21 protein-coding genes and 1 riboswitch are annotated in these 19,176 nt (G+C 44.3%); all 21 genes read left to right on the top strand.

Annotated elements, in window-relative coordinates; translation table 11 throughout:
* Nucleotides 1-9 precede the first annotated feature (9 nt).
* Entirely contained in the window at nt 10-1,260 is a 1,251-nt protein-coding gene (locus SWOL_RS08515) for a bifunctional folylpolyglutamate synthase/dihydrofolate synthase (RefSeq protein WP_011641045.1), read from the top strand.
* Between the two features lie 87 nt (nt 1,261-1,347).
* Nucleotides 1,348-1,983: a DUF47 domain-containing protein gene (locus tag SWOL_RS08510; RefSeq protein ID WP_011641044.1), complete on the top strand. Its 636-nt coding sequence runs from the start codon at nt 1,348-1,350 to the stop codon at nt 1,981-1,983.
* On the top strand, nt 1,976-2,965 hold the full coding sequence (locus SWOL_RS08505; RefSeq protein WP_011641043.1) for an inorganic phosphate transporter: 990 nt from the start codon (nt 1,976-1,978) through the stop codon (nt 2,963-2,965). The genes SWOL_RS08510 and SWOL_RS08505 overlap by 8 nt, the downstream gene beginning before the upstream one ends.
* A 118-nt stretch (nt 2,966-3,083) precedes the next feature.
* Entirely contained in the window at nt 3,084-3,716 is a 633-nt protein-coding gene (locus SWOL_RS08500) for a redox-sensing transcriptional repressor Rex (RefSeq protein WP_011641042.1), read from the top strand.
* 265 nt (nt 3,717-3,981) lie between these two features.
* Complete coding sequence (locus tag SWOL_RS08495) at nt 3,982-4,245, top strand: DUF4321 domain-containing protein (RefSeq protein WP_041427488.1); 264 nt, start codon at nt 3,982-3,984, stop codon at nt 4,243-4,245.
* Nucleotides 4,211-4,849, top strand: coding sequence for a Maf family protein (locus SWOL_RS08490; RefSeq protein WP_242649316.1), 639 nt, complete (start codon nt 4,211-4,213; stop codon nt 4,847-4,849). Before SWOL_RS08495 ends, SWOL_RS08490 begins: the two co-directional genes overlap by 35 nt.
* A 6-nt stretch (nt 4,850-4,855) precedes the next feature.
* Nucleotides 4,856-5,563, top strand: a complete 708-nt coding sequence (gene radC / locus SWOL_RS08485) for a RadC family protein (protein WP_011641039.1) — start codon at nt 4,856-4,858, stop codon at nt 5,561-5,563.
* 19 nt (nt 5,564-5,582) lie between these two features.
* Nucleotides 5,583-6,605: a rod shape-determining protein gene (locus tag SWOL_RS08480; RefSeq protein WP_011641038.1), complete on the top strand. Its 1,023-nt coding sequence runs from the start codon at nt 5,583-5,585 to the stop codon at nt 6,603-6,605.
* A gap of 14 nt (nt 6,606-6,619) precedes the next feature.
* Entirely contained in the window at nt 6,620-7,486 is an 867-nt protein-coding gene (mreC, locus tag SWOL_RS08475) for a rod shape-determining protein MreC (RefSeq protein ID WP_011641037.1), read from the top strand.
* Complete coding sequence (gene mreD, locus SWOL_RS08470) at nt 7,483-7,986, top strand: rod shape-determining protein MreD (protein ID WP_011641036.1); 504 nt, start codon at nt 7,483-7,485, stop codon at nt 7,984-7,986. Before mreC ends, mreD begins: the two co-directional genes overlap by 4 nt.
* Nucleotides 7,987-10,098, top strand: a complete 2,112-nt coding sequence (gene mrdA / locus SWOL_RS08465) for a penicillin-binding protein 2 (protein WP_011641035.1) — start codon at nt 7,987-7,989, stop codon at nt 10,096-10,098.
* 427 nt (nt 10,099-10,525) lie between these two features.
* Entirely contained in the window at nt 10,526-11,143 is a 618-nt protein-coding gene (gene minC, locus SWOL_RS08460; protein ID WP_011641034.1) for a septum site-determining protein MinC, read from the top strand.
* A gap of 14 nt (nt 11,144-11,157) precedes the next feature.
* Complete coding sequence (gene minD / locus SWOL_RS08455; RefSeq protein ID WP_011641033.1) at nt 11,158-11,958, top strand: septum site-determining protein MinD; 801 nt, start codon at nt 11,158-11,160, stop codon at nt 11,956-11,958.
* Nucleotides 11,959-11,975: 17 nt separating this feature from the next.
* Entirely contained in the window at nt 11,976-12,248 is a 273-nt protein-coding gene (gene minE, locus SWOL_RS08450) for a cell division topological specificity factor MinE (protein ID WP_011641032.1), read from the top strand.
* Nucleotides 12,249-12,554: 306 nt separating this feature from the next.
* Nucleotides 12,555-13,691, top strand: a complete 1,137-nt coding sequence (gene rodA / locus SWOL_RS08445; RefSeq protein ID WP_011641031.1) for a rod shape-determining protein RodA — start codon at nt 12,555-12,557, stop codon at nt 13,689-13,691.
* 128 nt (nt 13,692-13,819) lie between these two features.
* The gene (locus SWOL_RS08440) at nt 13,820-14,245 is read left to right on the top strand and encodes a YkvA family protein (RefSeq protein ID WP_041427487.1); all 426 of its coding nucleotides are present in this window, start codon (nt 13,820-13,822) and stop codon (nt 14,243-14,245) included.
* A 213-nt stretch (nt 14,246-14,458) separates the two neighbouring features.
* Nucleotides 14,459-14,580: riboswitch (molybdenum cofactor riboswitch) on the top strand.
* A 275-nt stretch (nt 14,581-14,855) separates the two neighbouring features.
* Nucleotides 14,856-15,533: an ABC transporter permease gene (locus SWOL_RS08435; RefSeq protein ID WP_011641029.1), complete on the top strand. Its 678-nt coding sequence runs from the start codon at nt 14,856-14,858 to the stop codon at nt 15,531-15,533.
* Between the two features lie 11 nt (nt 15,534-15,544).
* Nucleotides 15,545-16,276: an ABC transporter ATP-binding protein gene (locus SWOL_RS08430; RefSeq protein WP_011641028.1), complete on the top strand. Its 732-nt coding sequence runs from the start codon at nt 15,545-15,547 to the stop codon at nt 16,274-16,276.
* 58 nt (nt 16,277-16,334) lie between these two features.
* Nucleotides 16,335-17,411, top strand: coding sequence for a substrate-binding domain-containing protein (locus tag SWOL_RS08425; protein WP_011641027.1), 1,077 nt, complete (start codon nt 16,335-16,337; stop codon nt 17,409-17,411).
* Between the two features lie 177 nt (nt 17,412-17,588).
* Nucleotides 17,589-18,524 (top strand): L(+)-tartrate dehydratase subunit alpha, encoded by a 936-nt coding sequence (gene ttdA / locus SWOL_RS08420; RefSeq protein WP_011641026.1) that lies wholly within the window; start codon nt 17,589-17,591, stop codon nt 18,522-18,524.
* Entirely contained in the window at nt 18,521-19,138 is a 618-nt protein-coding gene (gene ttdB, locus SWOL_RS08415; RefSeq protein ID WP_011641025.1) for a L(+)-tartrate dehydratase subunit beta, read from the top strand. Before ttdA ends, ttdB begins: the two co-directional genes overlap by 4 nt.
* Nucleotides 19,139-19,176 lie beyond the last annotated feature (38 nt).

Below are 19,176 nucleotides of genomic sequence, written 5' to 3'. Positions count from 1 at the left end.
CTGGAAGAAATGGCCAGCTCGGGTATTAAACCCGGTCTAAGCAGAATTGAAGCCCTGCTTCGGGAGATGGGACATCCGGAAAAGTGTCTAAAAACAGTCCATATTGCTGGAACCAATGGCAAAGGCTCAACTTCGTTTATCTTATCGGCAGTTTTAAGCCAAGCTGGCTATCGCGTGGGGCGTTTTATTTCGCCCCATATTCATTCCTATCGGGAAAGGTTTACTATAAATGATACTTTCATCGAGGAAGAAGAATTTTTATTTTATATGGCGCAGGTTAAAAAGCATATTAAAAACTTGAGCCAGCGACCTACGGAATTTGAAATACTAACCGCTATAGCTTTAGAATATTTTCGCGATAAACAGGTGGATCTGGCTATATTTGAGGTTGGCATGGGTGGTATTTATGATTCCACCAATGTTATTGAGCCGGTAGTTTCGGTTATTACCGGAATTGATTATGACCATACCCAATATTTAGGAACATCCCTGGAAGAAATCGCAAGGAACAAAGCGGGTATAATAAAGAAAAAGGTGCCGCTGGTTATGGGGCCGGTCAATCCTCCGGCCCGACAGGTGATTGCAGCTAGAGCCAGGGAGTTGGATTCTCCGCTCTATCCCAGTTCGCTGGCGGAAGTCACTCGTGAAGCCCAGGCCAGCCTGGAAGGGCAGCTTCTCAAGCTCGTTTTCTCCGGGCAAGTTGTGGATAAGGTTTTTCTCCCCTCTCCGGCCTCCTACCAGTTGGAAAACCTGGCGGTGGCTTTTACTGCTCTGCAGGTATTGAAAATGGCCGGGTTTCTGTGGACTGAGGGGGATATGAAAGCGGCCCTGGCAAAACTAAGAATTCCGGGGCGAATGGAAATAGTAAGGATTAATCCCCCGTTTATTCTGGACGCAGCCCATAATCCACAAGCGGCCTCAGTATTGGCTTCATCCTTGAATGATATTTTACCCGGAAAGAAAAAAGCCCTGGTTCTGGGTGTACTGGATGATAAGGATGCACAGAATATACTAAAACCTTTGGGCCACAATACCAGGGTTTTGGTTTTGAGCCGGCCGGAAGGCAGCCGGAGCAAAAACTGGAAAAGATTGAAAGAAGATTGGCTTTCTCTGTTTCCGGGAGCAGACTTATACATGGAGGAAGACATTATAGAGGCTATTAAGGTAGGAGAGAGCCTGTTGAAGCTGGGAGATTATCTCTTGATTACCGGATCATTTTATCTATTGGATAAGGCGAGAAAATACTTAACCAGTGTTTAAGCTATTATTAACAGATTCTTAACACAGGCTCAAAGTTATTATTTGCTATAATTAGAATAGGATAAGTAGGATCGAGGAGGTATAAAAGTGGTTTTCAAGTTAAAGCCACGGGAAGACAAGTTCTTTGTATTTTTTAATGAGCTGGCCGAAGCGGTCTGTGATGCCGCTGATATTTTGCTGGAATTTTCCAAGACAGCTCAGGATGCACGGGGAAAGCTGGAATTATTGACCCAGATGGAAGAACGGGGAGACCAAACCTTGTCTTTACTTATGAAGCAAATCAACAGTTCTTTCATCGCACCTTTTGATCGAGAGGATATTCTCTTGCTGTCCCGGGAATTGAATAATATTCTAGATCATATCCAGGGTTCCATGGAAAAGTTCGTTCTCTACAAAGCAACTAGACCCAAAGAACCTGAGTATATAATGAAACTTATTGCGGTTCTGAATACGGCTACCCAGGAGATTAAAAGCGCAGTGAATAAGCTTCCCGAGCTTAAAACCAGGCACGATGAAATTGTTATTTCTTGCGAAAAAATCAGGTCATATGAACATGAGGGCGATTACCTGTACCGGGCAGGTATTGCCCTTCTTTTTGAAAAAACGGAAAATGTGGTTGAAATAATTAAATGGAAAGAGATTTATGAACACCTGGAAACTACATTGGATTACTGTGAAAACGTTAGCAACATAATTAAAGGAATAACGGTAAAATATGTTTAGTCTAATAATGATTATTTTTGTCGTCTTATTGGCCCTCCTCTTTGACTTCATAAACGGTTTTCATGACACCGCCAATGCTATTGCCACCTCAGTTTCCACCAAAGCTCTGGCACCACGTACGGCCATAATGATTGCCGCGACCCTGAACTTTGTCGGGGCCTTAAGTGGCACCGCGGTTGCGGCCACCATAGGACAGAGCCTGGTAGCTCCAGACCTGGTAACTCCTCTGGTTTTGATTACCGCGTTAATCGGGGCCATATTCTGGAATCTATTTACCTGGTATTTTGGCATACCCAGCAGTTCTTCCCATGCTCTGATAGGGGGACTGGTTGGAGGGGTAATGGCTGGTTTTGGTATTTACGCCGTCAATTGGCAGGGTTTTGTCAAAATCTTCAGTGGTCTGATTCTGGCACCCATACTGGGTCTCGTGGCGGGAAGTATGGTAATGACTCTATTGTTTTGGATATTTAAAAAAGCTTCTCCGGCTAGAACCAATAACAAATTTCGAAAACTCCAGGTACTTTCCGCCTGCATGGCTTCTTTTGCTCATGGTTCCAATGATGCTCAGAAATCAATGGGAATAATAAGCTTGACTTTGTTAAGCGGAGGACTGATTAGCAGTTTTCATGTTCCTATCTGGGTTATGGTAGCCTGTGCCCTGGCTATGGCTCTGGGGACTGCAGTGGGAGGCTGGAGGATTATCAGAACCATGGGGGGAAAAATATTTCGCATTGAACCCATAAATGGCTTTGCCGCCGACTTCACTTCCGCAGCGGTAATCTATTCCGCCAGTCTACTGGGAGCTCCGGTTAGCACCACCCATGTTGTCTCCTCTGCCATTATGGGAGTTGGAGCAGCTAAACGCTTGAAGGGTGTTCGCTGGAATATTGCCCGCCAAATTCTAATTGCCTGGTTTGTAACTATTCCTTCAGCAGCATTTGCAGCAATGATTGTTTACAAATTAATTAAAATCTTCCTATAATGTTAGAAACGGTTATGCTGTAATAGTTGGTGAACCTATTTTCTTGTTTTCAAATTCTATGTCTAGTAAAAAAAAAAGCAAGACAAGCAGAAAAATTTAAGAAAAGGGGGATGGGGGCTTGAAAGTCTTCAAAATTCCGGAAGCAACAATTATGAGGCTCTCAATCTATTCCCGCTATCTCAGGCAATTGATCGAGGAAGGCGTGGAAACAGTTTCATCGGGCGAAATCGCTGCTGGCGTAGGCGTTAGTTCGGCCCAGGTGAGAAAGGATCTGGCTTATTTTGGCGAGTTTGGCACTCGTGGGGTAGGATACAAGGTAGAAGACCTTTATGGCTGTTTATTAAAGATTTTAGGACTGGACCGGAGATGGAATATTATTATCATCGGCGCTGGCAAATTGGGCTCGGCCTTTGCCCTATACCAGGGTTTTCTGGACCGGGGATTTACTATAAGTGCGATCATGGATGTGGATGAGAAAATAATTGGCAGCGAACTGGATGGGGTAAAGATTGAACCTTTGGAATTGCTACAGCAGAGAGTGACGGAAAAAAATATTACAGTGGGGGTAATTACGGTGCCTGCTCCTGCGGCCCAGGATGTTACCGACCTCCTGGTAGCCTCAGGGGTAAAAGCTATTCTCAATTTCTCGCCGCGGGTACTCAAAGTACCCAATGATGTTATACTGAGAAATGTAGATCTATCAGTTAACCTGGAACTTTTAAGCTTTTACCTGGCATTGAATAACAGGTAGGAAACGGAAGACGGAGGACGGAAGATTGAATGGTGGCCCCCCACCCTGCACCCTTCAGCGTCAAAAAAATTCGCACTTTTTGCTTCCCCTATTTTCATCGGTGGTTGTGACACCTGGGCCATGGGGGGGTAGAAAGGATATTTAAAAGGGGATGCTCTGTTTCCTGTTGGCAGGCAATGGTGGGATTTATCCCCTTTTTTGCTGGTCTTGTTTTTAGCCGGTCCTAATGCTACACTTAAAAAAATGTGCGACTGGAGGAAGAAAAGTGGCAAGATCCAACGCCTACCCAGGCTGGCAGATTTTCTTGCTTTTGCTGGTGCTGGGAGGGATTATAGGTGGATGGATAGGAGATGCCGTAGTAAAACTATGGCCTAATTTGAAGGTGCTGGGGCAGGTTCAGAGCGTAGGTCTGCCTGCTTTTTCTTTAGATCTGAATGTCTTTACCTTGCAATTTGGCTTTATGCTTCATGTTAATTTTTTCACCATTTTAGGATTTGTTCTGGCTTATTTCTTGTACCGGCGCTTTTGATTTAGGAGGCGGTAATCTGCATAAGGAAATAATATTGGCTTCAGCATCCCCGCGGCGCCAGGACTTGTTGGATGCTCTGGGGATTAAGTATAAAAGTGTTCCCGCCGAGCTGGATGAGCATTTCTTTCCGGGAGAGCTACCCCGGAAAGCAGCAGAGAGAGTCGCCCGCGAGAAAGCAGAGGCGGTAGCCAGGAATTTTGAACATGGATTGATTTTAGCCGCCGATACCATAGTTGTATGCGATGGTAAGGTTTTGGGCAAACCCCAGGATGAAGATGACGCCTTCCTAATGTTAAGTCACCTTAGTGGTAAATCTCATGAGGTAATAACAGCAGTATGTATAAAGGATATTGACCAGGCTGAATCTGAGGTGGAAAGCGAAGTAACCCGCGTTTATTTCCGTAGCTTATCACCGATGGAAATTCGAACCTATATAAGTAGCGGAGAAGCCATGGACAAAGCAGGGGCCTATGGTATACAGGGGCTGGGTTCTGTTTTTGTCGAACGAATAGATGGCTGCTATTTTAATGTGGTGGGGCTTCCGATCAGCCGGGTATATGGAATGCTGGCCCGGCGTGGTACAAATATCCTGAGGAATGAGTGAAAGTAGATGAACGAGTATTTCGTAAATCTCAATATAAAGGAAATGCCGGAAACCATGCGTCCCCGGGAGAAGCTCATAGCTCGTGGCGAAGACAAGCTGGATGAGGCCGAACTCCTGGCCATTGTACTCGGGAGCGGCACCAGGGAAATGAATGCGCTGGAACTTGCCCGGCAGCTTCTGGCCCGTCATGGGGGAAGTTTGAGGTTTCTTATGTCAGCCACTCTGGAGGAACTTACTGCTGAGAAAGGAATCGGGATGGCCAAGGCGGTGAGCATCAAAGCTGCCATAGAAATGGGGAGAAGAGTAGTCGGCAATATTCAGCTAAGAAGGATAATAAAATCTCCCGAAGACGTGCAGGAAGCAGTTAGAGAATTGGCCATGGAAGAAATGCGCCATTATGACCGTGAGCATTTTCGGGTTTTGTATCTCGATCGCAAGGGCGGTCTTATTACCATGCAGGATATATCGATCGGGGGGTTACATAGTTCCATAGTACACCCTCGTGAGGTTTTTAAAACAGCAGTAAAAAAGAGTGCTGCTTCCATGATTCTGGTACATAATCATCCCAGTGGGGATCCTACTCCCAGCCAGGAGGATATAGAAATCACCCGCCGTTTGATTGAGGCTGGAAAAATAATGGGAATCGAGATCCTGGATCATGTCATTATTGGGGAAATAAATTACTGCAGCCTGAAAGCAAGAGGGCTAATCTAGTTAAGGAGGAAATAAGATAGTGGTTTTCGGTAAGGATATGGGTATTGACTTGGGTACTGCCAATACCCTGGTTCACTTAAAAGGTAAAGGGGTAATCCTTAGGGAACCTTCGGTTGTAGCTATACTGAATGATAGTGGAAAGGTACTGGCCGTGGGTGAAGAAGCTAAACAGATGATAGGCAGGACACCGGGAAACATTGTTGCTATCCGGCCCATGAAGGACGGAGTAATAGCTGATTTTGATATAACCCAGGCTATGCTAAAGTATTTTATTGCCAAGGCCTTGGATCAGAGAATGCCCTTGGTAAGACCTAGAGTGGTTATAAGCATACCTACCGGATGTACCACCGTGGAGGAACGAGCGGTTAGAGAAGCAGCACTGCAGGGTGGTGCCAAGGAGGCTTATTTAATTGAGGAACCTATGGCAGCAGCTATTGGTGCAGGCCTTCCGGTTCATGAACCCACCGGCAACATGATAGTTGACATAGGTGGGGGTACTACCGAAGTGGCGGTAATATCCTTGGGAGGCGTGGTCACAGCCCGCTCGATAAGGGTAGCCGGCGACAATATGGATGAAGCCATCATTCAGAACTTGAGAAAGAACTATAATCTCCTGATTGGGGAGCGAACCGCTGAGGATATTAAAATATCGGTGGGGTCAGCCCTATGGGAAGGTGAGGAGGAGTTCTACGATGTACGGGGGCGCGACCTGGTAAGTGGTTTACCTAAAACTATAAAGGTATCTTGCCTGGAAATCCAAAAAGCCCTTAAAGAAACGGTAGAACAAATCGTGGATGGTATAAAGGTATGCTTGGAAAAAACCCCGCCGGAACTAGCTTCGGATATTATGGATCGTGGTATTATCATGGCAGGAGGCGGAGCTATGCTAAAGGGTATGGATAAATTGATCAGCCAGGAAACGGAAATGCCAGTTTATGTATGTGACGACCCTCTTTTGGCCGTAGCCCAGGGAACCGGGCGGGTACTGGAAAATATCGAAGTATTGCGCAAGGTTTTGATTTCTCCCAAAAAATCATTTTAGCCGGGTGAAGACAATTGTTAAAAATATTACGCAACAAATACCTGTGGATACTGGTATTCACAGTATTACTATCATTTCTGCTTATGCATCTTACTTCTCCTGAACGTGAAGAAATAAGCATAGCGGAGAATTTGATAAGAGATATATTTACCCCGTTGCAAAGCGGGGTAAATGGGTTCAGGCATAATTGGGGGGGTATTGCCACTACCCTTAATAATAAGGAAGTTCTCAGCCAGCAGATTCAGGCTTTGCAAAAAGAAAACCAGGAGCTCAAAATAGAGAATCAGGTTTTAAGGGAATCTCAGGCTGAGCTAAAACGCTTACGGAGCTTGTTGGATTTCCAAAGTGACAACCTGGATAGCTATAATTTGTTACCGGCCCGGGTTATAAGCCGCAGCCCCAATAACTGGTATCGCTATCTGCTTATCAATAAAGGAAGCAAGCAGGGAATAAAGAAAGGGATGCCGGTTATCAGCCCCGAGGGTTTGGTGGGCCAGGTTGGGAGCGTAAGCAAGGAATCAGCGCAGGTCAACTTGATTACTGACCGTGAGGTGGCTGTAGGCGCTATCCTTCAGGAAAGCCGGGAAACCAACGGGATAATTGAAGGGCGTGGGGATAGTAACCTCTTGCGCATGATAAATATTCCTTATTATTCTCCCATAAAAAAGAATGACCGGGTAATAAGTTCCGGTTTATCAGTGACTTATCCTCGGGGTATAGATATCGGAGTGGTAAAGAACATAAGCCCTGAACCCAGCGGTTTGTTATTGTCAGCCGATATAGAACCGGTCGTTAATTTTGATAAATTGGAGGAAGTCCTGATTATAACCAGCTTCCAGCCACCGGAAGCTGTACAAGGGGCGGAGGATTCAGAAAATTGAGGTATTTGCTTCTTTTCCTATTACCGTTTACGGCCATATTATTACAGTCGACCATTTTTAGTTTCTATGGTATAAAGGGGACATTACCTGACCTGGTACTTGTTTTCGTAGTGTTTTTTGCCTTGATAAATGGGGCGCGGGGAGGAACCATATACGGTTTTCTTTGTGGTTTACTTGAGGATCTCTACCTGGGCCGTTTTATTGGGGTTAATGCTCTATCCAAGGCTTTTACTGCCTACCTGGTAGGACATTTTCAGGATAGAGTCTTTAAGGAGAATATACTGGTAGCTCTGATAGCGGTTTTTTTTAGTACATTTATAAATTCCCTTTTGGTTTTTTTCTTGGCCTTGTTTACCCACGATACTTTCAATGTTGATATGAATATAGTAGTTACAGTAATTTACCAAAGCATTTACAACACCGTTTTAGGCGTACCATTGTACCTATGGTATTATAAGTCTTCTTACCAAGGGATTCTTAGGTCAACAGGGGAGAGGTAGATGAAAAGCGATGAGTTCAAAAAACGCTTAAAAATATATACAGCTGTAGTCATTGCATTGTTGGTTATACTCGCTATCAGGCTGGCCATTGTGCAATTGTTTTTTAACGAGGTATACCAAACCCAGGCCAAAGACAACCGCATTCGATTGGTGGCCATAAAGGCTCCACGAGGGGAAATATATGAACGCAATGCCAATATACTGGCTGCTAACAAATTGGTATATACGCTTTCCCTTACTTTCCTGCAATTGGGAGATCAGCAGCAGGTAATTAATAATCTGGTGAGCCTGGTACAGGATTATTATCCCGATATGACCTCCGATTTTATTGAAGATAAAATTGAAAAGCAAAAATTCCGCCTGTTTGAGCCGGTAATTATTATACGGGATATACCCTGGGAATTGGTGGTGAAATTGGAGGAAAACCGACGGGATTTGCCAGGAGTATCCGTGGTAGTGGAACCCTTGCGTTACTACCCGCAAGCAGCATTAGCAGGCCATGTATTGGGTTACATTCACTCCATAAATTCGGAGGAATTGGCCCGGGTAGAGGCGAGCAAATACAGTATTAACAGCCTGATTGGCAAATCAGGTATTGAAAAACAATATGAGCAGTACCTACGGGGTAAAGACGGTGCCCGGCAAGTGGAAGTCGATGCCCGGGGACGTCCGATACGAGAACTGGTTACCCTGGAACCTTCACCCGGAAATAATCTCTATCTTACATTGGATATGAAGCTGCAGAGGGTACTGGAAAAGAGTATGGCTGATACCTTGAAACGCTTGCAAGTCAAGTATCCCAAGGCTCGGGTCGGTTCGGCTGTAGTACTGAATGTTAAAACCGGTGAGATTCTGGCTATGTGCAGTGATCCTCCCCTGGACCCCAATGACTGGAAGGGAAATCTCAGCCTGCAACGAGTACCCTACTATTTTCCCCAGGGTAATGCCTATAATCCTATGGAACCAGGAGCCGAGGTGAATCGTGCCCTGCAATCTACTTATCCGCCCGGTTCCACTTTTAAGCCGGTAACCGGCATGGCGGCTCTGGAAAAAGGGGGAGTTGATCCTTTAAAAAGCCTGGTTAATTGTAAGGGTGCCTATTGGATAGCTCCATATATCCCTTGTACGGGAGTACATGGCAATGTCAACTATTATACTGGTATGGCCACCTCCTGCAATACCTTTTTTCAGGAAATGGGCCGGAGGGCAGGCAAAGACGCCATAGTATGGGTGGGCAGGCAGTTTGGATTAGGGGCCAAAACCGGTATTGACCTTCCTGATGAGGAAAGCGGTCTTTTACCTTCACCCGAATGGAAGAAGGAAAAATATGCTCGGATTGTTGACAAGAAGTACGAAGTATTGCAAAAGCAATTGGCACAAAAATACGAAGAGTTATTGGCGGAAGCTCAGGATGATGAGCAGAAGCGTAGTTTGGAAAAAAAGCTTAAACAGGAAAAGATTAAGCTGGAAGCCCAGTATGAAATAGATTATGGCTTTGAAACTAAGTGGCAGGCTTTCGATACTTTCAATATGTCTATTGGCCAGGGCGACAACGATTATACCGTAATCCAGCTAGCTAACTACGTGGCCACCATAGCCAATGGAGGTCATTTAATGAAGCCTTATCTAGTTAGTCGCATAGTTTCACATGATAATAGAGTTTTAAAGGTTTTTCATCCTCAACTTATACATGATGTAGAACTAAAGGCGGAAAGCATAAGGGAAACCCAGAAAGCTATGCTGGCTGTTACCCAGCCGGGTGGTACGGCTCACTTTCTTTTTTATGATTTTCCCAAAGACATAGGAGTAGCTGCTAAAACCGGAACCGCCCAAACAGGGCGTGCTGGAGATAATCAATTAAAAGAATTTCACGGGGTATTTGTGGCTTTTGCTCCTTATGATGATCCGGAAATCGCTTTTGCCGGGGTGGTGGAATATGGCCACCATGGAAGTGAATCAGCCGGTTATGTGGCCAGGGATATATTTGAACATTATTTTGGTTTAAAGGATCACCTGGCAGCAGATGAGGCAGATAAGGCGAAAGTGGCAGATAAAATAATCGAAGCTGAAGCAGCAGTGGAAAATGCAATTGACGGCCAGCCAATAGAGTAAGGGTCTTTGCTTACATAGTACTATAAAGAGGTGAAATATGTCCCCACTTCTTTTAAACGGTCGGGATCCTACTAAGAAAACAGGCGGCGGGTTCTAATCCCCCGTCTCGTTGCAGCGCTGTGTTGAAACTGCTCCGCAGTTTCTTCTGATGCTTAAAAAACTAACAGCGAAAAAACGGGGAATTTTTGGGCGGGAATAAACGATTATCAGGGAATATTTGAGTAATGTTCCCATTTTTTTTTGTTTTTCTATAAAGGAAAAAAAATCAATATATAGAATTAGATGTATAACGTAAAACTAAATTGCCTAACGGCTGATTTAGCAAAAGGAATACTAGATAAGCAAGATAAAATTGCTTAATTCCCGGTTCGCTAAAATGTTGTAAGCACGGGAATGATTTAAGTATTTTCAGATTGGAGGCTGGACGGTGGCAGCAATTAGGGAGACAGCTAGCGAAATACACCTGAATTTGAGCGCTTGTAACAGCTTTGAAGAGATGAAAAGGGAATTGGAGAGAAGGTTAAGCTTGGCCCAGGATTGCTCGTGGGGTAGTCGCATAAGTATAACCGCCAAAGCCGGCAAATTAACTTTAAAGCAGACCCAGGAAATAAAGACCTTTCTGGCGGAACGTGGTTTACGCTTACATGACCTTATTATTAAAAGCGAAATTCGTGGGGAAGAGGAAAACGAATTTTTTGAAAACTTCTCCCATTATGAAGAAACAGCTTTAATTTGTCGTCATTTGCGTTCAGGAAACAAGTTTTTTACCGATGGCAATGTGGTAATACTTGGTGATGTCAACCCCGGAGCTGAAATAATTGCTGGTGGCAATATCCTGGTTATGGGAAGTCTTAGAGGAATGGTTCATGCGGGAGCATCTGGTGACGAAAAAGCGATTATAGTTGCCTATCGCTTGATTCCTACCCAATTAAGGATAGCTGACCACATAACACGACCACCAGATGGGGAGGTAGTGCTGGTTGATAGCCCTGAAATGGCCCGGATTAGATCCGGAAAAGTCTGTATAGAAAAGTTAAAAATATGATTGGAGGACTGAAGATGAAGAGTAGGGTTATCGTTATTACTTCAGGCAAAGGCGGAGTCGGAAAAACCACAACCACTGCCAATCTAGGAACATCACTGGCCATGATGGACAAAAAAGTGGTATTGGTAGATACCGACATTGGTCTGAGAAACCTGGATGTAGTGATGGGTTTAGAAAATCGAATAGTATTTGACATCGTAGATGTAGTCAATGGCAAATGTAGACTTAAGCAAGCCCTTATAAAGGACAAGCGTTTTGAAGGATTACATCTCTTACCTGCGGCCCAGACCAAAGACAAGACAGCTATTACGCCTCACCAGATGAAAAACCTTACCAATGAATTGCGTCAGGATTTTGATTTTATTTTGGTAGATTGCCCCGCAGGTATAGAGCAGGGATTCAGGAACGCTATTGCCGGGGCGGATGATGCTATAGTTGTGGCCATGCCCGAGGTTTCATCAGTCCGGGACGCCGACCGCATAATCGGTCTTTTGGAAGCTGCCGGGCTTAGAAATAGCCGGTTGATTATAAATCGATTAAGAAGCAAAATGGTGAGGCGTGGCGACATGATGGATATAAAGGATATACTGGATATTCTCTCCATAGAATTACTAGGAGTTGTTCCTGAAGATGAATGTATAGTGGTTTCCACCAACCGAGGAGAGCCTGCTGTTATGGAAAACGCCTCCAGAGCAGGTGCTGCCTATAGAAGGATTGCCCGTAGAATGATGGGAGAAGATATCCCACTACCATCCCTCGATGAACCGGAAAATTTCTTTTATCGATTTAAAAAAATTCTGAAAATGGCTAGATAAGAAAGGAGGAGGGAGTTTTGCTGGATATTATTAACCGCTTATTGGGGAGGGAGAATGCGGGTAGCAGGGATATAGCAAGAGAGAGATTACGTCTGGTTTTAATACATGATAGGGCTTCAGTATCTCCCAATTTCTTGAATGCATTAAAAGAGGAGTTAATAAGAGTAATTCGGGAATATATGGAAATAGACGAAGAATCCCTTATCGTTGACCTGGAAAATGAAGAAAATTCCGTTGCCCTGGTGGCCAACATTCCTATACGGGGCTTTAAGAGAGCTGCCAACGAATAGGGGTTGAAATGTGAAGCCAAAAAGAAGGCGATACATAGGAGACCGATTACAAGGTCTCCTTTTTCATTGTGGGGGTTAATAAGAAAGAGGGGTAAGGGGTGAGGGGTTTTTATCGTCGTCAGACATTAGAAGGGTGAGGGGGTTATTACGAAAAATAACTTTTTGACGCTGAAGAATGAAGTTATGATGAAGTTGTCAACAACCCCGTCCCCATGTCAAGGGGGTTAATTACTAAAATTACATATAAGCGTCCTCCTAGACAGAGTTTTCTGCTCCCCTTATAATGAATTGGGGAGGTAGCTGTGATTGAACGCAAAAAGATTAAGATTTATTGATAAGGCTTTTATATTCGCTTTGTTTAGCTTGCTAATCTTTGGCCTGGTGATTCTAAGAAGCGCTAGTATTGGGATTTCCAGTGATCCCTTTTTTTATCTAAAAAAGCAAGTGTTTATAATATTTCTTGGCCTTGCTCTGGCCATACTAATAGTAAGATACGACTATACCCAGTTTAGGAGATTCAGTCCTATACTTTACGGTATTTCGATTCTGCTTTTACTTACCGTACTTATATGGGGGACAGAAATTCGTGGGACAACCGGATGGATTGGACTGGGTTCTTTACCTATGGTACAGCCCGCGGAATTTACCAAGGTTTTGCTAATTCTCGCCTTTGCTGAATTTCTAAATCGCCGCAAAGGTGAACTTGACACATTATCAGATATGTTGCCCTGTTTTTTATTTATGGGTATACCGTTTCTTTTAATAATTTTCCAACCCGATTTGGGAACTGCCCTGGTCTACATTGCCATAACCCTAGTTATGATGTTTGCTGCCGGGGCTAATTCCAAGGTGTTAATCCAGGTTATTGCCGTTGCTGTATTTTTAATTGCTCTTTGTCTTTATCTGCATTTCCAATTCGGTATGTGGCTGCCCTTGGAGGATTACCAGTTGAAACGGCTTACCATCTTTCTAGATCCATATAATGATGGCCAGGGAGGAAGAGGGATGGGGTGGAATACCATTCAATCACTGGTAGCCATAGGTTCCGGCGGTTTAACCGGAAAAGGGCTGTTCCAGGGTACTCAAGTTCAACTCAATTTTTTACCCGAGCATCATACCGATTTTATTTATGCGGTGATAGGGGAGGAACTAGGGTTTTTAGGTGCTGCTTTTGTGATTATCTGCTATGGTGTTTTGCTAATAAGGGCCATTATTATTGCTTCGAACTCAAAAGAGTTATTCGGAAGTTTGCTAGTATTGGGCATCACTGCTATGTGGTTGTTTCATGTTTTTGAAAGTATCGGCATGTCGATTGGTTTAATGCCTATAACGGGAATCCCTCTCCCGTTCCTCAGTTATGGGGGAAGCTCAATGCTGGCCAATCTTATTGCAGTTGGTTTGATATTAAGCGTGAATGTTAGAGGAAAGAAGATTGTCTTTTAAAGGAGTTTTTGCAGTAGAACCCCCCGTGGCCGCAACCTTAATAGTGACACCCGCAGGGTGGAACACCAGGAGTACCCATAGGGTGAGGGCCTCAACCACGATGAAAAATGAGAAAAGGAGGTTTTTTTATGAGCAATTATGGTCTAAAGGATTTGACAAAAACTACAGTGAAAGAATTTCTCTTGTTTATTCCAAATCTCTTAAAGCTTCTCTATCGCTTGGTTAATGATAAGTCAGTTACTATCCTTGACAGGACTTTGTTATTGGCTACAGCAGCCTATGTAATCTCTCCCTGGGATTTTCTCCCTGATATGATTCCGTTTTTAGGGCAATTGGATGACTTGGTATTGCTGGCTCTAGTTTTCAAACGATTAACAGATAGCGTGAGCTCCGAGGTTTTGTATAGTTATTGGGATGGTAAGCCCGATTTGCTATATCTCCTGGAGGACATAGTCAGGCTTGGACTGCAATTCCTTCCTCCCGGCATATACCAACGGTTGGTCAAGCATTCTGAACAGCCTTACCGGGCAGACCTGGAATATGGAAGTGAGTAAAATAAAGGTTCCTGGTTTAATTATATAACGAGGTAAAATATGTCCCCCGCTTATTTAAGCAACCGGGTTTCTATTAACAAGATAGGCGGGTTCTAAACTCTAGTCTCGTTGCAGCGGTGTCCTTGAAACTGCCCCGCAGTTCTTCCGATGCTTAAAATTTCTATGATATGGAGGATTTTTAGAATTATTGTAGAATAAACATACAAGCAGTAAATAATTATGGCTCGCCGAGTTTTTCCGTCTAAGGTTTTTTAAAAGCTATGACTGAAAAGCCGATAGGTAGGAGGGGAAACGCTCATGCCTCCCGTTTGGAAAGGAGAGCAAAATGTATGCAAGTTGACTAATGCCGGGCTTATCTTTCTGGATGGGCCTGGTTTTTATTTGTGTTTAACGAGGTGAATTAAGTCTCCCACTTCTGCCGGGTTCCTATTAACAAACAGGTGGCGGGTTCTAACCCCCGCCCTCGTTGCAGCGGTGTGTTGAAAGTGCTCCGCAGTTTCTTCCGATGCTTAAAGGGTTGTTTATTGATTTATTAAGTGGCCTCGTATGAGGAGAAGCAAAAGGGTTTTCGGGCAAGAATGATTTTGAAACCATGGGAGGGTTTATTGCTATGGAAGCAGCCGTAAGCAGTTTGTTTGCACAAAAGATGGAGATATTAGAAATAGTTAAAATGTCCCTGCAGGTATCAGGATCAGCTACTATAATTAGTGCCCTGATAGGTATTCCCCTGGGGGCTTGGATTGGTCTGTCTGAGTTCAAAGGGAAGAGGCTATTATTGAGGTTGGTTTATACTTTGATGGCCTTACCGCCGGTTCTGGCTGGCCTACTGGTTTATCTGCTCTTATCTCGCAGCGGACCCCTGGGTTTTATGGAATTGCTTTTTACTCCTACAGCAATGATTATAGCTCAGTGTCTTCTGGTTACACCTATCATTACCGGACTGGTATCTGCTGGTATAGCTGCCAAGGAAGGATTGATCTTTGAGCATGCCATTAGCCTGGGAGCGAGTAAGGCGCAGGCTACGTGGACCATAATAAAGGAGGCGCGTACCGGAATTATTGCCGGAATTATGACCGGTTTTGGCAGAGCTTTTGCTGAGGTAGGAGCAGTAATGCTGGTGGGAGGAAACATTAGGCATATGACCAGAGTACTTACTACCTCCATAGTAATGGAAACCAGGCAGGGTAATTTTGAGATGGGGATAGCTCTGGGGATTATTCTATTATTACTATCCTTCATGGTAAGTTCAATAGTTCTATCAAATGCCGAAGAATTTAGTTTGAAGTAGAGGTGATGGCAATGAACTTATTCGAAGTATCAGGTTTAAAAAAGAGCTTTGGCGATAGAACTGTATTAAATATTAATGAACTAGCATTGCAGACAGGTAAAATTTATGCTGTCCTGGGCCCTAACGGTTCAGGTAAAACGACATTATTGCGGATTTTAAATCTCCTGCTTGCACCTGATAGCGGTCGGATTAAGTTTATGGGAGGTGATATCGGAATTTCACAGGCTGACCGGCTGTCGGTATCGCGGCAAATGTGCATGGTGTTTCAGAGACCATTTATGTTTCGCAGTACGGTATTCAATAATGTAGCTTATGGCTTAAAGCTCAGGCGAGTAGCGAAGTCCGAATGCGAAAGAAGGGTTAATGAAGCCTTGGATTTTGTGGGTATGGGGAATTTTGCGAAGCATTCTGCTACCCGCCTTTCCGGGGGAGAGACTCAGAGGATAGCTCTGGCCCGGGCTCTAGTCTTACAGCCTCGGGTTTTACTCTTGGATGAACCCACAGCTAATCTTGACCCAGGAAGTGTCCAGCATATTGAGGAGATAATCCGTAAATATCACCAGGAATATAATACCAGTGTAATTATAGTTACACACAATCTTTTTCAAGCCAAAAGAATCGCGGATGAAAGTATTTTGCTGATTAATGGTGAGGTAGTCGAGCGAGCTTATACAGCTGAGTTCTTTGACCATCCTCGCGAGCTTAGAACCCGTCAATTTCTAGATGGAACCATGGTTTATTAGGGAGAATATATAGGAGAGGGAGCTATTGGAAAGCTCTAAGGAAAGGAGAGTTAGTATTATGAAAAGATTTCGGAATGTAGTTGCTGTAATAGCTATTTGTATGATGGCTTTTACCCTGCTGCCGTTTAATGTTGAGGCGGCTCAGAATGTGGAAAGCACAATGACTCTGGCTACCACTACCAGCACCCAGGATTCTGGATTGCTCGATTACTTACTACCGGTTTTTGAAAAGGATTACAATACCAAAGTAAAAGTAATAGCGGTGGGAAGCGGCCAAGCCATGGAAATGGGACAAAAGGGAGATGCCGATGTATTGTTGGTTCACTCCCGGGCGGCTGAGGATAAATTTGTAGCTGATGGTTTTGGCATAAACCGTAAAGATGTAATGCATAATGAATTCCTGATTGTGGGTCCAGCTAGCGACCCGGCTAAAATAAAAGGAACTAGCGATGTAGTAGCTGCATTCAAAAAGATTGCTGCCAGTGAAAGTAAGTTTGTCTCCCGTGGGGATAAATCCGGTACTCACACCAAAGAACTTGGCATATGGAAAAAAGCTGAAATTACCCCGGCCCTGCCCTGGTACATTGAAGCCGGCAAAGGCATGGGCGATACCCTTTTAATGTCAGGCGAAATGAAGGCCTATACTCTGGCAGATGAGGCCACCTGGTTAAGCTGGAAAGGAAAAACCGAATTGACCGAGATTCTTCAAGGTGACAAGTTGCTTTTCAATCCTTATGGAGTTATAGCTGTGAACCCGGCCAAGCATCCCGGTGTTCATAAGAATGCTGCCAATGCCTTTATTGAATTCATGACCGGAACTAAAGGACAGAATATGATAGCTTCATTTGGTAAGGAAAAATACGGTAAAGCATTGTTTACTCCTGATGCTCTTCCTAAAGTTGTTGCTCCAACACCGGCCCCGGCTCCTGCCCCGGTTGCAGTCAGCCCGACTGACAAAGCTACAGTTAATGTCTATGCTTTGAATGTTCGCACTGGTCCTGGAACCAATTACAAGGTTTTAGGTAGTGTAATCAAAGGAACAGAGCTGCAAGTATTGGGTAGTAGCGGAAAGTGGCTGAAAGTAAAATATGGTAACAGAGAGGCCTATGTAGCTGGATGGCTGGTAAAGAAGTAGATAATAAACCTGGAAAAGTAAATTAATTGCTAATGATAGCAAAATAAATATTTTTGGCAAGTGGCTTTACCACTTGCCTTTTTTTACTATGGCTATATAAATCAAATGCATTGCAGTTGTCATTAACTGTTGAATAATCTATAGTAAAACCTTAAGATAACAATTGGGGTGAAGCATATGGAAGATAAAATGGGTATGGAAGAAGTCGGTAAGAAAAATATAGAACAGCTTCGCGAGAAATTTATCGATATTATGGCCAGGTTTACTGTATACACCGGTATATATCTACCTGATGATGTAAAAGCCAAATTAAAGGAACTACGAGAAAAGGAAGATAGCGGCCTGGCTACGATTGTTTACGATGCTATGTTCGAGGATCTGAAACTGGCCGGGCAGCTGGGCCGTCCCCTCTGCCAGGATACCGGCGTAATTCAGTATTTTGTGCAAGTGGGAACCGGGTTTCCACTGCTTGACGAAATGGAGGATTGCCTGCGTGAAGCAGTGAAAAGGGCTACCTTCCTTGGCCCACTTCGCCATAACGCGGTGGAGGTTTTTGACGAGAAAAACACCGGCAATAATATCGGTAAGAGGATTCCCTGGATTGACTGGGAGATAATACCTGATAGCGATGAAGCAAAAATATATGTATATATGGCCGGGGGCGGTTGCAGCCTTCCTGGTATAGCCAGAGTCCTGATGCCTCTGGAAGGATATGAAGGCATAGTAAAGCTGGTATTTGACCAGATTACTTCTTATGGAATAAATGCCTGCCCGCCTCTGCTGGTCGGTATTGGTATCGCCGGTTCGGTGGAGGTTGCAGCCAAATTGTCCAAGAAAGCCCTGCTGCGTCCTATAGGTTCCCAAAACAGCAATCCACGCGGTGCCGAGCTTGAAGCCAGAATCGAAGCCGGGCTGAATGCCATACAAATTGGACCGGGTGGTTTTACCGGAGAAAATTCCGTAATGGGCGTACATATTGAAGAAGCTGCCCGCCATCCGGCTACTATAGCCGTAGGCCTGTCTACAGGCTGCTGGGCCCATCGCAGAGCCGTAATTAAACTTTATGCTGATATGGAGTACGAAAGCATTTCGCACAAAGGAGCAGTTTTATGAGCAGTAAGATATTAACGACACCGATTCAGAATGAAGAGTTGGAATCACTGTCGATTGGCGATATTTTTTATTTGAATGGATATCTGATTAGCAGCCGGGATGATGTGCATCAACGATTGATCAAACAGCATAAGAAACTACCAATCGATCTGGCCGGCAAAGCTATTTTTCACGCCGGGCCGATTATGCAAGAAATAGAAGGACAGCCGGGGAAATATCGGGTAATCTCCATTGGGCCGACCACCAGCATGCGTATGGAGAAATACGAAAAAGAATTTATCGCTCAAACCGGTTTGAAGCTGATTGTGGGCAAAGGTGGCATGGGTCAGAATACGGTGGCTGCTTGCCAGGAACATAAGGTTATTCATGCGGTCTTTCCCGGAGGTTGTGCTGTTCTGGCGGCCAATTGCGTAGAAGAGGTTGAAGCTGTGGAATGGTTGGATTTAGGTATGCCGGAAGCAATGTGGGTAATGCGCGTGAAGAAATTCGGACCCCTGATCGTTTCCATCGATACCAGAGGAAATAACCTTTTTGAGGAGAATAAGAAGGCCTTCAACCTTAAGAAGGAAGCCATTGTTGAGGAAATCTGCTCACATGTCGATTACCTGGAATAGCAAAAATAATGATTTTAATAATTCATCTACCCGGGGAT

This window comes from Syntrophomonas wolfei subsp. wolfei str. Goettingen G311, from assembly GCF_000014725.1.
GTDB classification, from domain to species: Bacteria; Bacillota; Syntrophomonadia; order Syntrophomonadales; family Syntrophomonadaceae; genus Syntrophomonas; species Syntrophomonas wolfei.
Note: the sequence above shows the minus strand (reverse complement) of the source record. Positions and strands in the feature narration are given on the sequence as shown.